This is a genomic window from Actinomyces oris (assembly GCF_001553935.1).
GTDB lineage: Bacteria > Actinomycetota > Actinomycetes > Actinomycetales > Actinomycetaceae > Actinomyces > Actinomyces oris_A.
In genome coordinates this window covers 75,806-91,790 of sequence record NZ_CP014232.1, presented here as the reverse complement: position 1 = coordinate 91,790, position 15,985 = coordinate 75,806, and the positions used below count along the sequence as shown (strand labels likewise).

The window sequence follows — 15,985 nt, the reverse complement described above, 5'->3', positions numbered from 1 at the left end:
AATCCACGACGTGAATGGTTGTGCTAGACGATGAACAACACGACTCACCCCCGCACCACTCGCCCGATCAACAACCGGATGCCGATGCGCCAGGGACCCGGGGCAGGGTACGGTGTGTCCGTGGACACCCCGAAGCACGAGAATGTCGTCCTGCGCCGCGAGATCGGAGAAGTCCTGCGCGGCGTCCGACAGCACCAGGGACGCACGCTGCGCGAGGTCTCCTCGCAGGCCCGTGTCTCCCTGGGGTACCTCTCCGAGGTCGAGCGCGGTCAGAAGGAGGCCTCCTCCGAGCTGCTCGCCTCCATCTGCCAGGCGCTTGACGCCCCCCTGTCCATGGTGCTGCGTGAGGTCTCCGACCGCATCGCCCTGACCGAGGGCGTCATGATTCCGGACACGGTTCCCGATGAGCTCGTGCGTCAGCAGGGGGTCGCCCTGCGGTGACCATCCGCTGACGCTCCGCGTGCGCTGCTCTTGTGGCGCGCAGATCGTTACCAGTGAGCCGACCTTCCCGGCGGTGGGGCCACAATGAGTGGACTCGCCGCCGGGTTGCCTGTTGACAAAGGGGGAGTGGTGAAGCACTCGGAGTTCTGGAGCGCCGTCGAGGCGGTCTTCGGTCCGGCCTACGGCCGGTCCCTGGCTCAGGATCTGGTTCTTCCGGGGCTGGGGGTGACCTGCGTGCAGGCGCTCGACGACGGAGTGGCACCGGAGCGGGTCTGGGGTCTTCTGTGTGAGGAGACCGAGCGCTCGGATGCCGAGCGGTGGATCTTCCGCTCGGATCCGCGTCGCTGAGCCCAGGTGACGAGGGCGGATGCGGGAGACAGGTGTGGAGCCGCCGACACGCGCGTGACGATGATGTCACGATCGAACAGGTGTTCGGGTACTGTTCTCCACGAACGACGACGACGCCACGTGAGTCCACAGGGCTGATGTGGGGCCGAGATAGATGTCAGTGGTCAGGCATACCGTCGTTGGTGAGCCCCGGAGAGGGGACCTCGCCGAAGTTGACCAGCCATGTCCGCCGCGGCTGCGCGCCGCCCTGAGAACCGAGGTAGAACAATGCCTGCTGCCAGCCAGACCCAGGACCGTTCCAAGGCCCTGGCCACAGCCCTCGCCCAGATCGACAAGAGCTTCGGTAAGGGATCCGTCATGCGCCTGGGGGACGAGTCCCGTCCTCCGGTTTCCGTCATCCCGACCGGGTCAGTCGCCCTCGATGTGGCTCTGGGAGTCGGAGGACTCCCGAGGGGACGCATCGTCGAGGTCTACGGGCCGGAGTCCTCCGGAAAGACCACCGTCGCCCTGCACGCCGTGGCCAGCGCGCAGAGGGCCGGCGGGAACGCGGCCTTCATCGACGCCGAGCACGCCCTCGACCCGGTCTACGCCAAGGCCCTGGGCGTCGACATTGACAACCTCCTGGTCTCACAGCCGGACACCGGGGAGCAGGCCCTGGAGATCACCGACATGCTGGTGCGCTCAGGAGGCCTGGACATCATCGTCATCGACTCCGTGGCGGCTCTGGTCCCCAAGGCTGAGATCGAGGGGGAGATGGGGGACTCCCACGTCGGTCTCCAGGCCCGCCTCATGAGCCAGGCGCTGCGCAAGATCACCGGTGCGCTGTCCTCCACCGGCACCACCGCCATCTTCATCAACCAGCTGCGCGAGAAGATCGGTGTGTTCTTCGGCAACCCCGAGACCACCACCGGTGGAAAGGCCCTGAAGTTCTACGCCTCCGTGCGCCTGGACGTGCGCCGCATCGGCGGCCTCAAGGACGGGGACCAGCCCGTGGGCAACCGCACCCGGGTCAAGGTCGTCAAGAACAAGATGGCGCCGCCTTTCAAGCAGGCCGAGTTCGACATCCTCTACGGCCAGGGCATCTCCCGCGAGGGCAGCCTGCTGGACCTGGGAGTGGACAACGGCGTGGTGCGCAAGTCGGGGGCCTGGTTCACCTACGGGGAGGACCAGCTCGGTCAGGGCAAGGAGAATGCCCGCAACTTCCTCAAGGACAACCCGCAGCTGGCTGCCGAGATCGAGGAGAAGATCCTCGCTGCCCTGGGCATTGGTGAGCCCGGCCGCAAGGCCCGGGAGGCTGAGGAGCTCGCCGCTGCCGAGGCCGCCGTGGCCGCGGCAGCCGTCCCGGTGGAGAGCGCTGACACCGCCGCCACGAGCGCGGTCAAGAGCGCCCGAGGGCGCGGGAAGAAGACCGCCGCCACTGCGAAGACCTCCAAGAGTGTCAAGACTCCCAAGGAGGCGTCGTCGGATGAGCCGGACACCATCTTCGGTGAGGAGGCCGGCGGGTTCTGATGCCCTGGCTCATCCCTGACGCCCATGCGCAAGCGGTCGAGGCGGCGCGGGAGATCGTCCTGCGCCGCCTGGACCGCAGCGCGGCTCCTCGCGCCGCCCTGGCCGAGCTCCTCGAGCGCAAGGAGGTGGACTCCCGTGTAGCCTCCGAGGTCCTTGACCGTCTGGAGGCCGCCGGAGTCATTGACGACACCGCCTACGCGGCCCGCCTCGCGCGCACCCGCTTCGCGGAGAAGGGGGCGGCCAGGCGGGCCATCGCCGAGGAACTGCGGCGCAAGGGACTGGGTGAGTCGGATGTCGCTCAGGCCCTGGATCAGATCAGCGCCGAGGATGAGGACTCAACGGCGCTGGCGCTGGCTCGCAAGAAGCTCTCCGCCACCGGCCACCTGCCCTGGGAGGTGCGCCGGCGTCGCACCGCGGCCGTGCTGGGGCGCAAGGGCTACAGCCGGGACGTGACCATGCGGGCCATCGCTGCGGCTCACGCTGAGGAATTGGAATGAGGACGGGACTGCTTGTGGGGCGTCAAGAGCCTGAGGCCTGTGTGCCGGCCGACTAGGCTTGGCTCATGACCCAGGTGATTGCGGCCACTGGCGGCTCCGACGCTCCGATCGACCTCCACGCGTTGGCGGCCTCAGCGGGAATAGCCGCCGAGTACGTCATTCCCTATGGCCGCGATGTGGCCAAGATCGACCTGCGGGCGCTGGAATCCAGCCAGCACGTGAGCGGCGGTGGGGCGAGTAGCCCTCACTACGTCGTCGTCACTGCGATCACGCCGACGCCTTTCGGGGAGGGCAAGACCACCACGGCCATCGGACTGGCCCAGGGGCTCACCCGCCTGGGCCAGCAGACAGTCCTGACTCTGCGCCAGTCGGCCATGGGCCCCACCTTCGGCATCAAGGGCGGAGCCGGAGGATCCGGAGGCGCCCGCATCCTGCCGGCCGAGCGGATGAACCTGCACCTGACCGGCGACTTCCATGCCATCACCGCTGCCCACAACCTCCTGTCGGCGATGATCGACAACCACCTGCACCACGGCAATGAGCTCGACATTGACGAGCGCACCATCACCTGGCCCCGGGTGCTGGACGTCAACGACCGCGCCCTGCGCCATATCGTCACCGGCCTGGGGGCCAAGATCGATGGAGTCACCCGGCAGGCCTCCTTCGACATCACCCCGGCCAGCGAGCTCATGGTCATCATGTCGCTGGCCACGGACCTGTCCGACCTGCGCAGGCGCCTGGGGCGCATCGTCATCGGCCGAAGCCGTGGTGGGGAGTGGATCAGCGCCGAGGATCTCAAGGCGGCCGGAGCCATGTGCGCCGTCCTGCGCGATGCGCTTGAGCCCAATCTCCTGCGCACCGGCGAGGGCACCCCCGTCCTGGTCCATACCGGTCCCTTCGGCAACATTGCCACCGGATGCTCCTCGGTCATCGCCGACCGCGTCGCTGCGGCAGGAGCCCGCGACGGCGGCTACATCCTCACCGAGGCCGGCTTCGGATCCGACATGGGCCTGGAGCGCTTCATCGACCTCAAGTGCGCCGTCTCCGGGATGCACCCGAGCGTCGCCGTCGTCGTGGTCACCATCAGGGCGCTCAAGGCCCACAGCGGACGCCACCGCCTCGTCAGCGGCAAGGACCTGCCCGAGGAGATGCTCCAGGAGAACGTCGATGACGTGCGCGACGGCGCCGCCAACCTGCTCAAGCACCTGCAGATCGTGCGGGGCTTCGGCATCACCCCGGTCGTGGCCGTCAACGCCTTCCCCACCGACCACAACGCCGAGATCGAGGAGGTGACGCGTATCGCCGGCGACGCCGGAGCCCGGGTCGCGGTCTGCCACCCCGTCACCAGGGGAGGCGAGGGCTGCCTCGACCTGGCCGGAGCCGTCGTCGAGGCCTGCCAGGAGGCGGGAGAGCCGGCCAGCAGCCGACCCGCCTACGAGCCGCAGGACGACCTGCGCACCAAGATCTCCAAGCTCGCCGACCTCTACGGCGCCGACGGCGTGGACTACACCCCCGCCGCGAGCAGACTGCTGGAGGCCTACGAGCAGGCAGGCTTCGGCCACCTGCCCGTCATCGTCGCCAAGACCCCGCTGTCCCTGTCCGCTGAACCTGGCCGCAAGGGCGTGCCCACCGGGTGGCGCCTGCCGGTGCGCGAGGTGCGCCTGGCCGCGGGGGCCGGCTACGTCTACGCGATCTGCGGCAGCCTGTCGACCATGCCGGGGCTGCCGAGCCGGCCCGCCGCCGAGCGCATCGACGTCGACCTCGACACCGGGCAGATCGTGGGGCTGCGTTGACGACGCACGGGCCCCCGAGAACCCACTGTGACAGGAACCATGTCTAGGAAATAGGTCCTAGCGTGATCTTTTACTAAGGGTGCCCTTAGATTGTGCCCATGAGTCGTCGCACCACCATTGCCCTGTCGACCGCCGGCCTCCTGGCCGCCGGAGCCGCCCTCGCACTGGCCGTACGTCCGGCCCGCCATGACGTCCCCGACGTCGCCGCCGGCACGGGCAGCCGCCGTCCGCCCCGCGTCGTCATCGCCGGTGGCGGCTACGTCGGCTTCTGCGTCGCCCGGGCCCTGCGCGCCCAGCTCAACCTCGACCAGGTCGAGATCGCCATCATCGACTCGCGCGCCTACATGACCTACCAGCCCTTCCTGCCGGAGGTCGCGGCCGGCTCCATCCAGCCACGCCACGTCGTCGCGCCCCACCGCCGTAACCTCGACGGCGTCACCATCATCACCGGCGCCGTCACCGCCATCGACCACGCGGGCCGCACCGTCACCGTGCGTCCCCCGACCCCCCAGTCCACGCACGAGCCGGTCGAGCCCTACACCCTGACCTACGACCACCTCGTCATCGCCCTGGGCGCCGAGGCCCGCACCCTGCCGATTCCCGGCCTGGCGGAGCAGGCCATGGGCTTCAAGCAGGTCGAGGAGGCCACCGCCCTGCGCAACCGGGTCCTCACCCGCATCGAGGACGCCGCCTCCACCTGGGACACCGAGCGCCGCAGGCGCCTGCTCACCTTCGTCTTCGTCGGAGGAGGCTTCGCGGGCGTCGAGGCCATCGCCGAGCTGGAGGACATGGCACGCGCGACCGTGCGCACCATCCCTTCCATCGAGCAGCGCGACGTCCGCTTCGTCCTCGTCGAGGGCTCGCGCCGCATCCTGCCCGAGCTCACCGAGGAGCTCTCCGGCTACGGGCTGCAGCAGCTGCTTGAGCGCGGCATCGACGTGCGGCTCAACACCTTCCTCAACTCCTGCGTCGACGGCCACGTCGTCCTGTCCGACGGCACCGAGTTCGACGCCGACACCATCGTGTGGACCGCCGGCGTCAAGGCCGCCCCGGTGCTGCAGACCGCCTCCGACCTGCCCATCGACGCCCGCGGCCGGGTCACCGCGCTGCCCACCCTTCAGGTGGCGCGCGACGGCGCGCCGGTCGAGGGAGCCTGGGCCGCCGGCGACTGCGCCGCCGTCCCGGACCTGACCTCCGAGGACCCCGAGGCCACCTGCGCCCCCACCGCCCAGCACGCGGTGCGTCAGGCCAAGCTGCTGGCCGACAACCTCGTGGCCGTCCTCGCCGCCGGGGACGAGAACGGTGTGCCTCTGAAGTCCTACGCGCACGCGAACCTGGGCACCGTGGCCTCCCTGGGCATCGGCAAGGGCGTCGCCCGCATCATGGGCCGGGACCTGCGCGGCTTCACCGCCTGGACCGCTCACCGCGGCTATCACGTCTACGCGATGCCGACCCTCAACCGGAAGGTGCGCATCATGATGGACTGGCTGGCCGCCGTCGTCTTCCGTCGCGACCTGGCCTCCTTCGGCTCCATCGCCGAGCCCGGCGCGGCCTTCGCCACGGCGGCCCGTCACGACGCCGACCTCGCCGCCCGCCGCAAGGCCGCCGACAGCGGGTCCTGAGTGCTCAGCCGTCGACGACGGCGTCGAACTTGTCTGCGTAGTCCTGGGCGCTGAGCAGATCTCCCTCAGCGCTGACCGTCACCGTGAACAGCCAGCCGGCACCGTAGGGGTCCTCGTTGATGGTGCCCGGCTCGTCGACGACCGCCTCGTTGACGGCGACGACGGTGCCGCTCACGGGCGAGACGAGGTCCGAGACGGACTTGGTCGACTCGAGCTCGCCGCAGGGCTCGCCCGCCTCGACCTGGGCGCCGACCTCGGGCAGGTCGACGAAGACGACCTCACCGAGAGCATCGGCGGCGACGGTAGTGATGCCCACGCGTGCGGGCTCACCGTCCTCCAGCCACTCGTGGTCGATGCTGTAGCGCAGGTGAGCGCGCACGCTCTGAGCCATGATGGGGTCCTTCCTGTCAGGTGGTGGTGGGTGGTGCGGGACGCCTTATCGGGTCCGCTTGTAGAAGGGGGAGTCGACGACCGTGACCTCCAGCGGCCTGCCGCGCACGTCGGCGACGAGCACCGTGCCCACGGGCCAGGCGGGGGCGTCCTCACTCCAGGGACGCAGGAGCGCCAGGGCCACGGGGTGACCCAGGGTGGGTGACAGCAGGCCGGAGGTCACGGTACCGAGCACCTCGCCGTCGTCGCCCAGTACCGGCGCACCGGCCCGGGCCGCACGTCGACCCTCAGCGGTCAGGGGAACCAGCACCGAGGTTCCCTCGGTGCCCTCCTGCTCGGCCCGGGCGGCCAGGGCGTCACGTCCGATGAAGTCGCCCTTGTTGAGCCGCACCACCATGCCCAGGCCGGCGTCGTAGGGCGTCATCCCCTCGTGGAGCTCGTGCCCGTACAGGGGCATCCCGGCCTCCAGCCGCAGAGAGTCGCGCGCCGCCAGCCCACAGGGGGTCAGCGCCGGCACCGGCTCGCCGTCGATGACGGTGGGCTCCAGGGCCGCCGCGGCACTGGTGATGACCGTCCACAGGTCCACGGCGTCCTCCGCGCCGCAGAACAGTTCGAAGCCGTCCTCACCCGTGTAGCCGGTACGGGCCAGCAGCACCGAGTGCCCCGCCGCCGTCGCCCTGACGGCAGCGTAGAAGCGCAGGCGCTCCAAGAGCGTGGGACCGCACAGCACGTCCGGTCCGCAGTCTTCCTCCTCCGAGCCCTCAAGGGGCCTGAGGGCGCCGGGCATGGCGGCACCGGACTCGACGACGCCGACGAGCACCTCCTGCGCCCGCGGCCCCTGGACGGCGATGAGGCAGGTGCGCAGAGAGATGTCCTCGACCGTGCAGTCGAAGCCCGCGCAACGGGCGACCAGCTCGGCGGCGACGCGCTCGCGGTTGCCGGCGTTGGGCACCACGAGGTACTCCTCGTCGCCCACGTGGTAGACGATGAGGTCGTCGATGACCCCGCCGGAGGGCGAGACGATCATCGTGTAGCGGGCGCGCCCCACCGCCACGGCCGACAGGGCCCCACGAGCGCGTGGTCCAGGGCGGCGCCCGCCTCGGGGCCGGCGACCTTGACCTCACCCATGTGGGACAGGTCGAAGATCCCCGCGCTTCGGCGCACCGCGTGGTGCTCGGCCAGGTCAGAGGTGTAGCGCAACGGCATCTGCCAGCCGCCGAAGTCGGTGAAGGACGCGCCCAGGGCCGTGTGCACGCGGTGCAGGGGCGTGGTGCGCAGGACGGCTGCGCCGGTCTCGGTGTGCTCGCTCATCGCTGTCTCCTCGTCAGACGTGGTCTCGGCTCAGGCCTCGTGCGCCTCGAAGGCATCGGGTGGCGGGCAGGTGCACATCAGGTGGCGGTCGCCCCACGCGTTGTCCACCCGCGAGACCGGGGGGAAGTACTTGTCCGTCTCCATGCCCGCCAGCGGGAAGGCCGCGGTGGCGCGCGAGTAGGGCCGCTTCCAGGGCTCGGCCGTGACGGCCGCCAGCGTGTGCGGCGAGCGGCGCAGCACCGAGTCCTCCAGCGCCACGGCCCCCGAGGCGACCTCGTCGATCTCGGCACGGATCGAGCGCATGGCCGCGATGAAGCGATCCAGCTCGGCCAGGGGCTCGGACTCGGTGGGCTCGACCATGAGCGTGCCGGCCACCGGGAAGGAGAGGGTCGGCGCGTGGAACCCGTAGTCGATGAGCCTCTTGGCCACGTCCTCGGCGGTCACGCCGGTGGCGGCGGTGAGTGCACGCAGGTCGAGGACGCACTCGTGTGCCACGTGCCCGCGATGGGTGTACAGGGTGGGGAAGACGTCGGCGAGCGCCTGCGAGAGATAGCTCGCGTGGGCCAGCGCCGTGAGGGTGACCCGGCGCAGATCGGCGTCGGTGAGCGTGGCCAGGTACGTCCAGGCCAGCGGCATGACCCCCGCCGAGCCGAAGCGGGCCCCCATGGCCGCTGCTCCGCCGAAGCCCCGGTCGTGGTCCTCGTCCGTCGGGAGGGCCGATCCGGCGGGGCCGGCCGGAAGGTAGGGGGCCAGGTGCTCCTTGACGACGACGGGCCCCACGCCCGGACCGCCGCCGCCGTGAGGGACGGCGAAGGTCTTGTGCAGGTTGAGGTGGGACACATCGCCACCGAGGTCACCCGGGCGCAGCAGCCCCGTGAGGGCGTTGAGGTTGGCGCCGTCGATGTAGACCTGGCCGCCGGCGTCGTGGACGAGGGCGGTGACCTCAGTGACCTGCGGCTCGAAGACGCCGTGGGTGGAGGGGTACGTGAGCATGATGGCCGCGACGCGCTGACCGTACTCGGCCAGGAGCTCGCGCAGGTGGTCGACGTCGATGGAGCCGTCCTCGGCGGTGGCGACCACCGTGACGCTGAAGCCGGCGCCGGCGGCCGAGGCGGCGTTCGTGCCGTGGGCGCTGGCGGGTACCAGGACGAGGTCGCGTTGCTGCTGCCCGGTGGCCCGGAGGTAGCCGCGCACCGCCAGCAGGCCGGCGAGCTCGCCCTGGGCGCCGGAGGCCGGCTGCAGGCTGCACCGGTCGTAGCCGGTCAGCTGCGCCAGCCGGTCGGCGAGACCGTCCAGCAGCAGGCGCCAGCCGCGCGTCTGGGTCGCGGGGGCGTAGGGGTGGATGCCGGCGAGCCCTGGGCTGAGCCACACGGCTGACTGCGCGGCCGCGTTGAGCTTGAGGGTGCACGAGCCCAGCGGGATCATCGTCCGGTCGAGGGCGAGGTCGCGGTCCGCCAGCCGCCGGATGTAGCGCACGAGGGCGGTCTCGCTGCGGTGGCGGTGGAAGCTCGGGTGGGTCAGGAAGGTGCTCGTGCGCGCCAGCGAGGTGGGCAGGGGGAACCGGGTGACGCCGTCGGTGCCCGGGGCGGGATCCTGCGCGGCGTGGGGGTTGGAGTCGGCGAGCGCTCGCAGGACCGTGGTGACGTCGTCATCGGTGGTGGTCTCGTTGACGCTCACGCCCACGTGGTCGGCATCGAGCAGGCGCAGGTTGTAGCCCAGCGCCTCAGCGCGCTCGATGGCCCGGCGGGCGGCGCCGGGCAGCCGCACGCTCACCGTGTCGAAGAACTCCTCGTGCTCGAGGGCGAGCCCGAGCGCGCAGGCGCCGACGGCCAGGTGCTCGGCCCGGCGGTGCACGTGCTCGGCGATGGACACCAGGCCCTCGGGACCGTGGTAGACCGCGTAGAAGGCCGCGACGACCGCCAGCAGGGCCTGCGCGGTGCAGATATTCGAGGTAGCCTTCTCCCGGCGAATGTGCTGCTCGCGGGTCTGCAGGGCCAGGCGGTAGGCCTCACGGCCCTCGGTGTCCCGGGAGACGCCGACCACGCGTCCCGGCAGCTGGCGCCGCAGCGCCTCGGTGACGGACATGAAGCCCGGGTGGGGGCCGCCGAAGAACAGGGGCACCCCCAGGCGCTGTGCGGTGCCGACGGCGATATCCGCGCCGACGGCGCCCGGCTCGGTCAGCAGCGTCAGGGCCAGCGGGTCGGCATCGACTGCCACCAGGCCGCCGCGGGCGTGGACGGCCGCGACGGCACCGGCGAGGTCCTGGACGAGTCCGCGGCTGGTGGTGTGGGCGAGGACCGCCCCGGTCAGGGGAGCGCCGTCTTCGGTGATCGTGGAGATGCAGACGACCTCGACGTCGATGCCCAGGGCCTCGGCCCGGGCCGAGGCCACCTCGATGAGCTGGGGGTGCAGGCCGGAGTCGAGGAGCACGGGGGCGCCGGGGCCGCGGTGCGCGCGCGTCATGAGCAGGACGGCCTCGGCCACGGCCGTGGCCTCATCCAGCAGGGAGGTGCAGGCCACCGGCAGGCCGGTGAGATCGGCCACGACGGTCTGGAACAGCAGCTGGGCCTCCAGTCGCCCCTGGCTGATCTCCGCCTGGTAGGGGGTGTAGGCGGTGGTCCAAGCGGGATTGGACAGGACGTCGCGCACGATGATGGCGGGGGTGATGGTGGGGTGGTAACCGCACCCGATCATCTCGGTGTGTGGGTCGTTGAGGGCGGCCAGGGACCTGAGCGCGCTGACGGCCTCGTCCTCGCTCAGCCCGCCGACGACGGCATCGGGGCGCTCGGGCTGCTGCGGGGGATCCAGGACGGGCAGGGTGGTGGGGACCACCCGGACGGCCAGGTCCTCCAGGCTCCGAGCACCGATGCTGGTCAGGACCGTGTCCAGGTCCGCTCCCGTCGTGCCCAGGTGCCGGTCCAGGAAGCGCGTAGGTGTGTGGGGCGCCGTCATAACCCTCCCTCTCATCGTGTGGCGCGTCACATCCTAGTGAAGGAGCCCGCATCCGCGCAGCAGAATGGAAGCGGCGCTCCGTGAGGCCCAGGTCGAGGACCATCAGCCGTGCATCTGGTCACGACGCTGCGCCAGGGCTGGGGCGGGGCCCCGCCGCCACCTACACTGCTCGGCGATGACCACGCTGACCACCTCCGCCCCCGTTCTCGACGCCCGAGGCGGCCTGCCGCGCACCTACCACGTGCGCACGCTCGGCTGCCAGATGAACGTCCACGACTCCGAGCACATGGCGGGACTGCTGGAGAGAGCCGGCTACCTGCGCGTCGAGGACGTGCCCGAGGCCGCCGCCCGCGCCACCGACGCCGGCGACGGCGGGGCCGATGTCGTCATCATCAACACCTGCTCGGTGCGTGAGAACGCCGCCACCCGGCTCTTCGGAAACCTGGGCCAGCTCGCCGCCGTCAAGCGTGAGCGCCCCGGCATGCAGATCGCCGTGGCCGGCTGCCTGGCCCAGCAGATGGGGGAGGGGATCGTCGAGCGGGCCCCCTGGGTCGACGTCGTCTTCGGCACCCACAACCTCGACGTCCTGCCCGCCCTGCTCGAGCGCGCCCGGCACAACTCCGCGGCCGCCGTCGAGCTCGAGGAGTCCCTCAAGGTCTTCCCCTCCACCCTGCCCACCCGCCGCGAGTCCTCCTACGCCGCCTGGGTCTCCATCGCCGTGGGCTGCAACAACACCTGCACCTTCTGCATCGTGCCCTCCCTGCGCGGCAAGCAGCGCGACCGCCGCCCCGGTGACGTCCTGGCCGAGGTCGAGGCCGTCGCCGCGCAGGGCGCCATCGAGGTGACCCTCCTGGGGCAGAACGTTAACTCCTACGGGGTCGGCTTCGGGGACCGCGGCGCCTTCGCCAAGCTGCTGCGGGCGACCGGCTCAGTCGAGGGCATCGAGCGCGTGCGCTTCACCAGCCCCCACCCCGCCGCCTTCACCGACGACGTCATCGAGGCCATGGCCACCACCGAGGCCGTCATGCCCAGCCTGCACATGCCCCTGCAGTCCGGGTCCGACCGGGTGCTGCGCGCCATGCGCCGCTCCTACCGCACTCAGCGCTTCCTGGGCATCCTGGACAAGGTCCGCGACGTCATGCCCGAGGCCGCCATCACCACCGACATCATCGTCGGCTTCCCCGGCGAGACCGAGGAGGACTTCCAGGCTACCCTCGACGTCGTCGAGCAGGCCCGCTTCGCCTCGGCCTACACCTTCGAGTACTCTCCGCGCCCGGGCACCCCCGCCGCCGACCGCGACGACCAGGTCCCCACCGAGGTCGTCAAGGACCGCTACCGGCGGCTCGACGCGCTCGTGCGCCGCATCGCCCACGAGGAGAACGAGCGCCAGGAGGGACGCGTCGTGGAGGTGCTCGTCGCCGAGGGCGAGGGGCGCCGCGACTCGGTCACCGCCCGCATCTCCGGGCGCGCCGCCGACAACCGCCTCGTCCACGTCGCCCTGCCCGAGGGCCTGGCCGAGGACGACTACGCCGGCGGGGCCCCGCGCCCCGGCGACATGGTCGCCGTGCGCGTCACCCACGGCGCCCCCCACAACCTCATCGCCGACTCCGCCCGCTGCGGGCGCGAGCTGGACCCGCGCGCCGCGGCCGCCAACGAGGCCCTCAAGCCCGGTGACCGCCTCTGGCTCGACGACGGCCCCGCCCTGTTCCAGGTGCGACGCACCCGAGCCGGGGACGCCTGGGAACGCCGCCAGGCTGAGGCCTGCGCCACTCCCGAGCCCGACACCGCTCCGGTGAGCCTGGGTCTGCCCACCCTGCGCGTGGGCGCACCGGTCTGACTGAAACTCGCGTGAGCAATTCTCAGTGGATGACTGCCCTTGTATTCTGTACCTAGAGGTATGTACAGTTCTGGTGTCATTTTCAGGAGGGAGCAGACTCGGGTGGCCGCCGTGCCTCCCGGGGGTATGTCATGGTGAGGTATGTACAGTTCTGGCGTGGACTCGAGAGAGAAGCTGGTTGAGGCGATGGCAGAGCTGATGTGGGAGCGTGGTTACAGCGCCACGAGCCCGCGAGCGGTTCGCGAGCTCTCCGGCGTCGGTCAGGGGAGCATGTATCACTACTTCCCGACCAAGCGGGATCTCGGGCTGGCAGCTCTGAATCACAACTGCCAGATCCAGCTGGATTCCTGGAAGGCCGCGCTCAAGGATCTTGAGGACCCGCTCGAGATCCTCACTGCCTACCTCACCCTCCCGCGTGATCCGCTCAAAGGCTGCCGAGTCGGTCGGATGGCGCAGGACAAGGCGGTAGTGGCTGATGACGGTCTTCGTCAGCCGGTCGCCGAGGCCTTCGCCCGGCTTCGCGAGATGCTGGCCGCTGTCATTCGCATGGCCAGGTCGCAGGGGCGTCTGCCGGCAGACCTTGAGCCGGACCACCTGGCTCGCACGATGGTCGCCGTCGTTCAGGGCGGTTACGTCCTGGCCATGGCCGAGCAGGACAGGGCCCCGTATGACGCGGCCTGTCAAGGTGCCCTCGAGCTGCTCCGCGTAGCGGCCGGGACCATCGGCGCGGCCCCTGGCGGCGACGGGTCCGCCTCCTCCTGATCCTGACAAGTCGGCGTCGGTGTCCGCCGGCGCCACCATTCACCGAAGGAGAAGGATCATGACTATTCGTATCGGTATCAACGGCTTCGGACGTATCGGACGCACCTACCTGCGTGCTGCGCTGGCCGGCGCAGCGGACGTCGAGGTCGTTGCCGTCAACGACTTGACCGACGCAGGCACGCTGGCCACGCTCTTGGAGTGGGACTCAGTGGCCGGGCACCTCGACGGCGTTGCCGCCGACGGCGAGGACCTCGAAGTCGCAGGGCGGATCATCAAGGTCTTCTCCGAACCGGACCCGGCCAAGATTCCCTGGGGTGAGGTCGGGGCCGACGTCGTCATCGAGTCCACCGGATTCTTCGTCGACCGGGACAAGGCCGCCCAGCACCTCAAGGGAGGCGCCAAGAAGGTCATCATCTCCGCACCAGCCAAGGGCGACGTCCCCACCTTCGTCCTGGGGGTCAACGACAGTCAGCTGGATGTCTCCGCCGCCGACGTGTTCTCCAACGGATCGTGCACCACCAACTCCCTGGCCCCGCTTGCCAGGGTCCTCCACGACGCCTTCGGGATCGAGAGCGGTCTCATGACGACGATCCACGCCTACACCGGGGACCAGCGGCTTCACGACGCGCCTCACAAGGACCTGCGTCGGGCGCGCGCTGCCGCCGCCTCCATCGTTCCCACCTCCTCAGGGGCCGCTCGGGCTATCGGTCTGGTCATCCCCGAGCTCGACGGGCGTCTGACCGGTGCTTCCCTGAGGGTTCCGGTCCCGGTCGGCTCGATCACCGACCTCACCGTGGTCACCTCCCGCCCGGTAACGGTCGAGGACGTCAACGCGGCCTTCCGTGAGGCTGCCGATCACGGACCACTGGCCGGATACCTGCAGTACTCCCAGGCGCCGATTGTCTCCCACGACATCGTTGGCAACCCGCACTCCTCGATCTTCGATGCGCCTCTTACCGAGGTGATCGACGGTCAGGTCAAGGTCTTCGGGTGGTACGACAACGAGTGGGGCTTCTCCAACCGCCTCGTGGAGTTCTCCCAGAGGATCGGTGAACAGCTCTGACTCGTGCTGCGCCTTGGATGCGGTGCGGTGCGGGCTCAGTGCCGATTCCGGTCGCACAGCCCGCACCCTCCGCGTCCGACGGCGAGCGATGGGAAACGGGACGGGGAGCCGCCTGAGAATTCCGTCTGTTTTGCGCTGACGGTGGAGCGGGCCGGGCTGGGCTGGGGAGCAGCCCGCAGGCCCCGCTAGGCTGGGAGGCATGCCCAGCTTCGACGCCAGCTCTGCTGCCGCCGCCACGGTCCCCAGGCCCGTGGACGTCGACCGTATCCACGAGTGCGTCAAACGACTGGGACTGCGCTACTTCATCGACGACGAGGGCGACATCGGCATCCCCTGGCGCTACGTCACCGTCCACGCCATCTTCCAGGACACCAGGGCCGTCCAGATGCGCGGAATCTGGCACCGCATCGCCGACACCGAGCACCTGACCCAGCTGCGCGCCCTGGTCGAGGACTGGAACACCACCCGCATCGGCCCCAAGGCCTACCTCACCGTCGCCGACGGCGGAGTCGTGCGTCTTCACGGTGAGTACACCTACCCCCTCGAGGCGGGAATGACGGACCGACAGCTCGAGGACTTCGTCTTCGGCGGTTGCCGGCTCATCGTCGCCCTCATGCACGAGGCCGAGGAGCAGTTCCCCGACGAGCTGCGCGGAAGCCTGGAGCCGTGATGCCCAGACTGCAACGCCTCACCGACTTCATCGCACGTCTCCTGGGCAAGGAGTGGGATGTGCGGGCGCTGGACCACCGGCGCAGCAGCGGGCCGGTTGACTCCCAGAGCCGATCCGACGAGCCCCCGACCATCTCGCCGTACGTCACAGGTCACGTGGAACCCTCAGCCTCAGGGGAATCAGCCGACTCAACCACTCCGACCGACTCCAGCGGTCCATCGGAGCCGGCCAGGACAACCGCCTCGGCGCAGACCCTGGACGCCTCACGCAGCTGGTCGAGCACATCGGGCCGACCGGAGGAGGAGCCGGCAGTGGAAGGACGGGGCACCAATCACTCGTCGGACCTGGAGCCGGCCGACGAGGAGCCCCAGGAGCTGACCCTGGCCCGGATCGAGTCCATGCTCACCGGCCCCATGGAGTACAACGTCCAGCTGACCGAGGACCGCGAGCACCCCTGCCTCCTGGGCACCTGGGACTCCTTCCCCTTCGTCATCGAGATTCCTGAGGGGCATGAGGGTTGGCTCCTGGTCTCGGGGGACTGGGAGGAGGCCGCCCCCGCCTCCCAGAGGGACGAGATCGCCGCCAGCGTCAACGACTGGAACCGGGACAAGTTCTTCCCCACCGTCGGCGTCGTCGACACCCCCATCGGTCCGCTGGTGCGCGCCACCTACCTCACCGACCTGTCCGCCGGGGCCACCGACGCCCAGCTGCGCCTCCACCTCGACACGGCGCTGTCCGCCTGCACCCAGGCGCTCAGCCTCGTGGGCCCCCTCCTGCCGGAGATCTGAGC

15 protein-coding genes are annotated in these 15,985 nt (G+C 70.3%); 11 read left to right on the top strand and 4 right to left on the bottom strand.

The features are described 5' to 3' along the window. Window positions 1-30 precede the first annotated feature (30 nt). From AXE84_RS00380 to AXE84_RS00355, 6 genes are all read left to right on the top strand, one after another. Entirely contained in the window at window positions 31-441 is a 411-nt protein-coding gene (locus AXE84_RS00380) for a helix-turn-helix domain-containing protein (protein WP_004565236.1), read from the top strand. A 129-nt stretch (window positions 442-570) separates the two neighbouring features. Next, on the top strand, window positions 571-789 hold the full coding sequence (locus tag AXE84_RS00375; RefSeq protein WP_010614898.1) for a DUF3046 domain-containing protein: 219 nt from the start codon (window positions 571-573) through the stop codon (window positions 787-789). 267 nt (window positions 790-1,056) lie between these two features. Continuing rightward, entirely contained in the window at window positions 1,057-2,298 is a 1,242-nt protein-coding gene (recA, locus tag AXE84_RS00370; RefSeq protein ID WP_060956462.1) for a recombinase RecA, read from the top strand. Next, a complete protein-coding gene (locus AXE84_RS00365; RefSeq protein WP_060956461.1) occupies window positions 2,298-2,795 on the top strand; it encodes a regulatory protein RecX in 498 nt (165 codons plus the stop codon). The genes recA and AXE84_RS00365 overlap by 1 nt, the downstream gene beginning before the upstream one ends. Window positions 2,796-2,860: 65 nt before the next feature. Continuing rightward, the gene (locus tag AXE84_RS00360; protein WP_060956460.1) at window positions 2,861-4,588 is read left to right on the top strand and encodes a formate--tetrahydrofolate ligase; all 1,728 of its coding nucleotides are present in this window, start codon (window positions 2,861-2,863) and stop codon (window positions 4,586-4,588) included. A 98-nt stretch (window positions 4,589-4,686) separates the two neighbouring features. Beyond that, window positions 4,687-6,210 (top strand): NAD(P)/FAD-dependent oxidoreductase, encoded by a 1,524-nt coding sequence (locus tag AXE84_RS00355; RefSeq protein ID WP_060956459.1) that lies wholly within the window; start codon window positions 4,687-4,689, stop codon window positions 6,208-6,210. A 4-nt stretch (window positions 6,211-6,214) separates the two neighbouring features. Here AXE84_RS00355 and gcvH read toward each other — a convergent pair whose 3' ends face one another. Genes gcvH through gcvP form a run of 4 tightly spaced genes read right to left on the bottom strand, consistent with a single transcriptional unit; the run spans window position 6,215 to window position 10,863 of the window. Continuing rightward, entirely contained in the window at window positions 6,215-6,601 is a 387-nt protein-coding gene (gene gcvH, locus AXE84_RS00350; RefSeq protein WP_060956458.1) for a glycine cleavage system protein GcvH, read from the bottom strand. A 45-nt stretch (window positions 6,602-6,646) separates the two neighbouring features. Next, a complete protein-coding gene (locus tag AXE84_RS13365; protein ID WP_250636958.1) occupies window positions 6,647-7,654 on the bottom strand; it encodes a glycine cleavage T C-terminal barrel domain-containing protein in 1,008 nt (335 codons plus the stop codon). Then, the gene (locus tag AXE84_RS13360; RefSeq protein WP_250636957.1) at window positions 7,624-7,911 is read right to left on the bottom strand and encodes a hypothetical protein; all 288 of its coding nucleotides are present in this window, start codon (window positions 7,909-7,911) and stop codon (window positions 7,624-7,626) included. Before AXE84_RS13360 ends, AXE84_RS13365 begins: the two co-directional genes overlap by 31 nt. A 30-nt stretch (window positions 7,912-7,941) precedes the next feature. Beyond that, window positions 7,942-10,863 carry an aminomethyl-transferring glycine dehydrogenase gene (gene gcvP, locus AXE84_RS00340; RefSeq protein WP_060956457.1) on the bottom strand — a complete coding sequence of 974 codons (2,922 nt, stop codon included), beginning with the start codon at window positions 10,861-10,863 and terminating at the stop codon, window positions 7,942-7,944. 175 nt (window positions 10,864-11,038) lie between these two features. Here gcvP and miaB point away from each other — a divergent pair, with 175 nt between their 5' ends. The 5 genes from miaB to AXE84_RS00315 all read left to right on the top strand — a co-directional run bounded on the left by miaB (window position 11,039) and on the right by AXE84_RS00315 (window position 15,983). After that, window positions 11,039-12,700, top strand: a complete 1,662-nt coding sequence (miaB, locus tag AXE84_RS00335; RefSeq protein WP_060956456.1) for a tRNA (N6-isopentenyl adenosine(37)-C2)-methylthiotransferase MiaB — start codon at window positions 11,039-11,041, stop codon at window positions 12,698-12,700. Between the two features lie 141 nt (window positions 12,701-12,841). Further along, on the top strand, window positions 12,842-13,462 hold the full coding sequence (locus AXE84_RS00330) for a TetR/AcrR family transcriptional regulator (protein WP_060956455.1): 621 nt from the start codon (window positions 12,842-12,844) through the stop codon (window positions 13,460-13,462). Window positions 13,463-13,520: 58 nt separating this feature from the next. Continuing rightward, window positions 13,521-14,525, top strand: a complete 1,005-nt coding sequence (gene gap, locus AXE84_RS00325) for a type I glyceraldehyde-3-phosphate dehydrogenase (protein ID WP_060956454.1) — start codon at window positions 13,521-13,523, stop codon at window positions 14,523-14,525. 199 nt (window positions 14,526-14,724) lie between these two features. After that, window positions 14,725-15,195 (top strand): YbjN domain-containing protein, encoded by a 471-nt coding sequence (locus AXE84_RS00320; RefSeq protein ID WP_004565218.1) that lies wholly within the window; start codon window positions 14,725-14,727, stop codon window positions 15,193-15,195. Next, a complete protein-coding gene (locus tag AXE84_RS00315) occupies window positions 15,195-15,983 on the top strand; it encodes a YbjN domain-containing protein (RefSeq protein ID WP_060956453.1) in 789 nt (262 codons plus the stop codon). Before AXE84_RS00320 ends, AXE84_RS00315 begins: the two co-directional genes overlap by 1 nt. The last annotated feature ends 2 nt before the right edge of the window (window positions 15,984-15,985 follow it).

Bases quoted from the DNA above. Each gene is read 5' to 3' on its own strand.
- AXE84_RS00380 (WP_004565236.1), top strand. From the start codon at position 31: ATGAACAACACGACTCACCCCCGCACCACTCGCCCGATCAACAACCGG.
- recA (WP_060956462.1), top strand. From the start codon at position 1,057: ATGCCTGCTGCCAGCCAGACCCAGGACCGTTCCAAGGCCCTGGCCACA.
- AXE84_RS00365 (WP_060956461.1), top strand. From the start codon at position 2,298: ATGCCCTGGCTCATCCCTGACGCCCATGCGCAAGCGGTCGAGGCGGCG.
- AXE84_RS00360 (WP_060956460.1), top strand. From the start codon at position 2,861: ATGACCCAGGTGATTGCGGCCACTGGCGGCTCCGACGCTCCGATCGAC.
- AXE84_RS00355 (WP_060956459.1), top strand. From the start codon at position 4,687: ATGAGTCGTCGCACCACCATTGCCCTGTCGACCGCCGGCCTCCTGGCC.
- gcvH (WP_060956458.1), bottom strand. From the start codon at position 6,601: ATGGCTCAGAGCGTGCGCGCTCACCTGCGCTACAGCATCGACCACGAG.
- AXE84_RS13360 (WP_250636957.1), bottom strand. From the start codon at position 7,911: ATGAGCGAGCACACCGAGACCGGCGCAGCCGTCCTGCGCACCACGCCC.
- gcvP (WP_060956457.1), bottom strand. From the start codon at position 10,863: ATGACGGCGCCCCACACACCTACGCGCTTCCTGGACCGGCACCTGGGC.
- miaB (WP_060956456.1), top strand. From the start codon at position 11,039: ATGACCACGCTGACCACCTCCGCCCCCGTTCTCGACGCCCGAGGCGGC.
- AXE84_RS00330 (WP_060956455.1), top strand. From the start codon at position 12,842: ATGTACAGTTCTGGCGTGGACTCGAGAGAGAAGCTGGTTGAGGCGATG.
- gap (WP_060956454.1), top strand. From the start codon at position 13,521: ATGACTATTCGTATCGGTATCAACGGCTTCGGACGTATCGGACGCACC.
- AXE84_RS00320 (WP_004565218.1), top strand. From the start codon at position 14,725: ATGCCCAGCTTCGACGCCAGCTCTGCTGCCGCCGCCACGGTCCCCAGG.
- AXE84_RS00315 (WP_060956453.1), top strand. From the start codon at position 15,195: ATGCCCAGACTGCAACGCCTCACCGACTTCATCGCACGTCTCCTGGGC.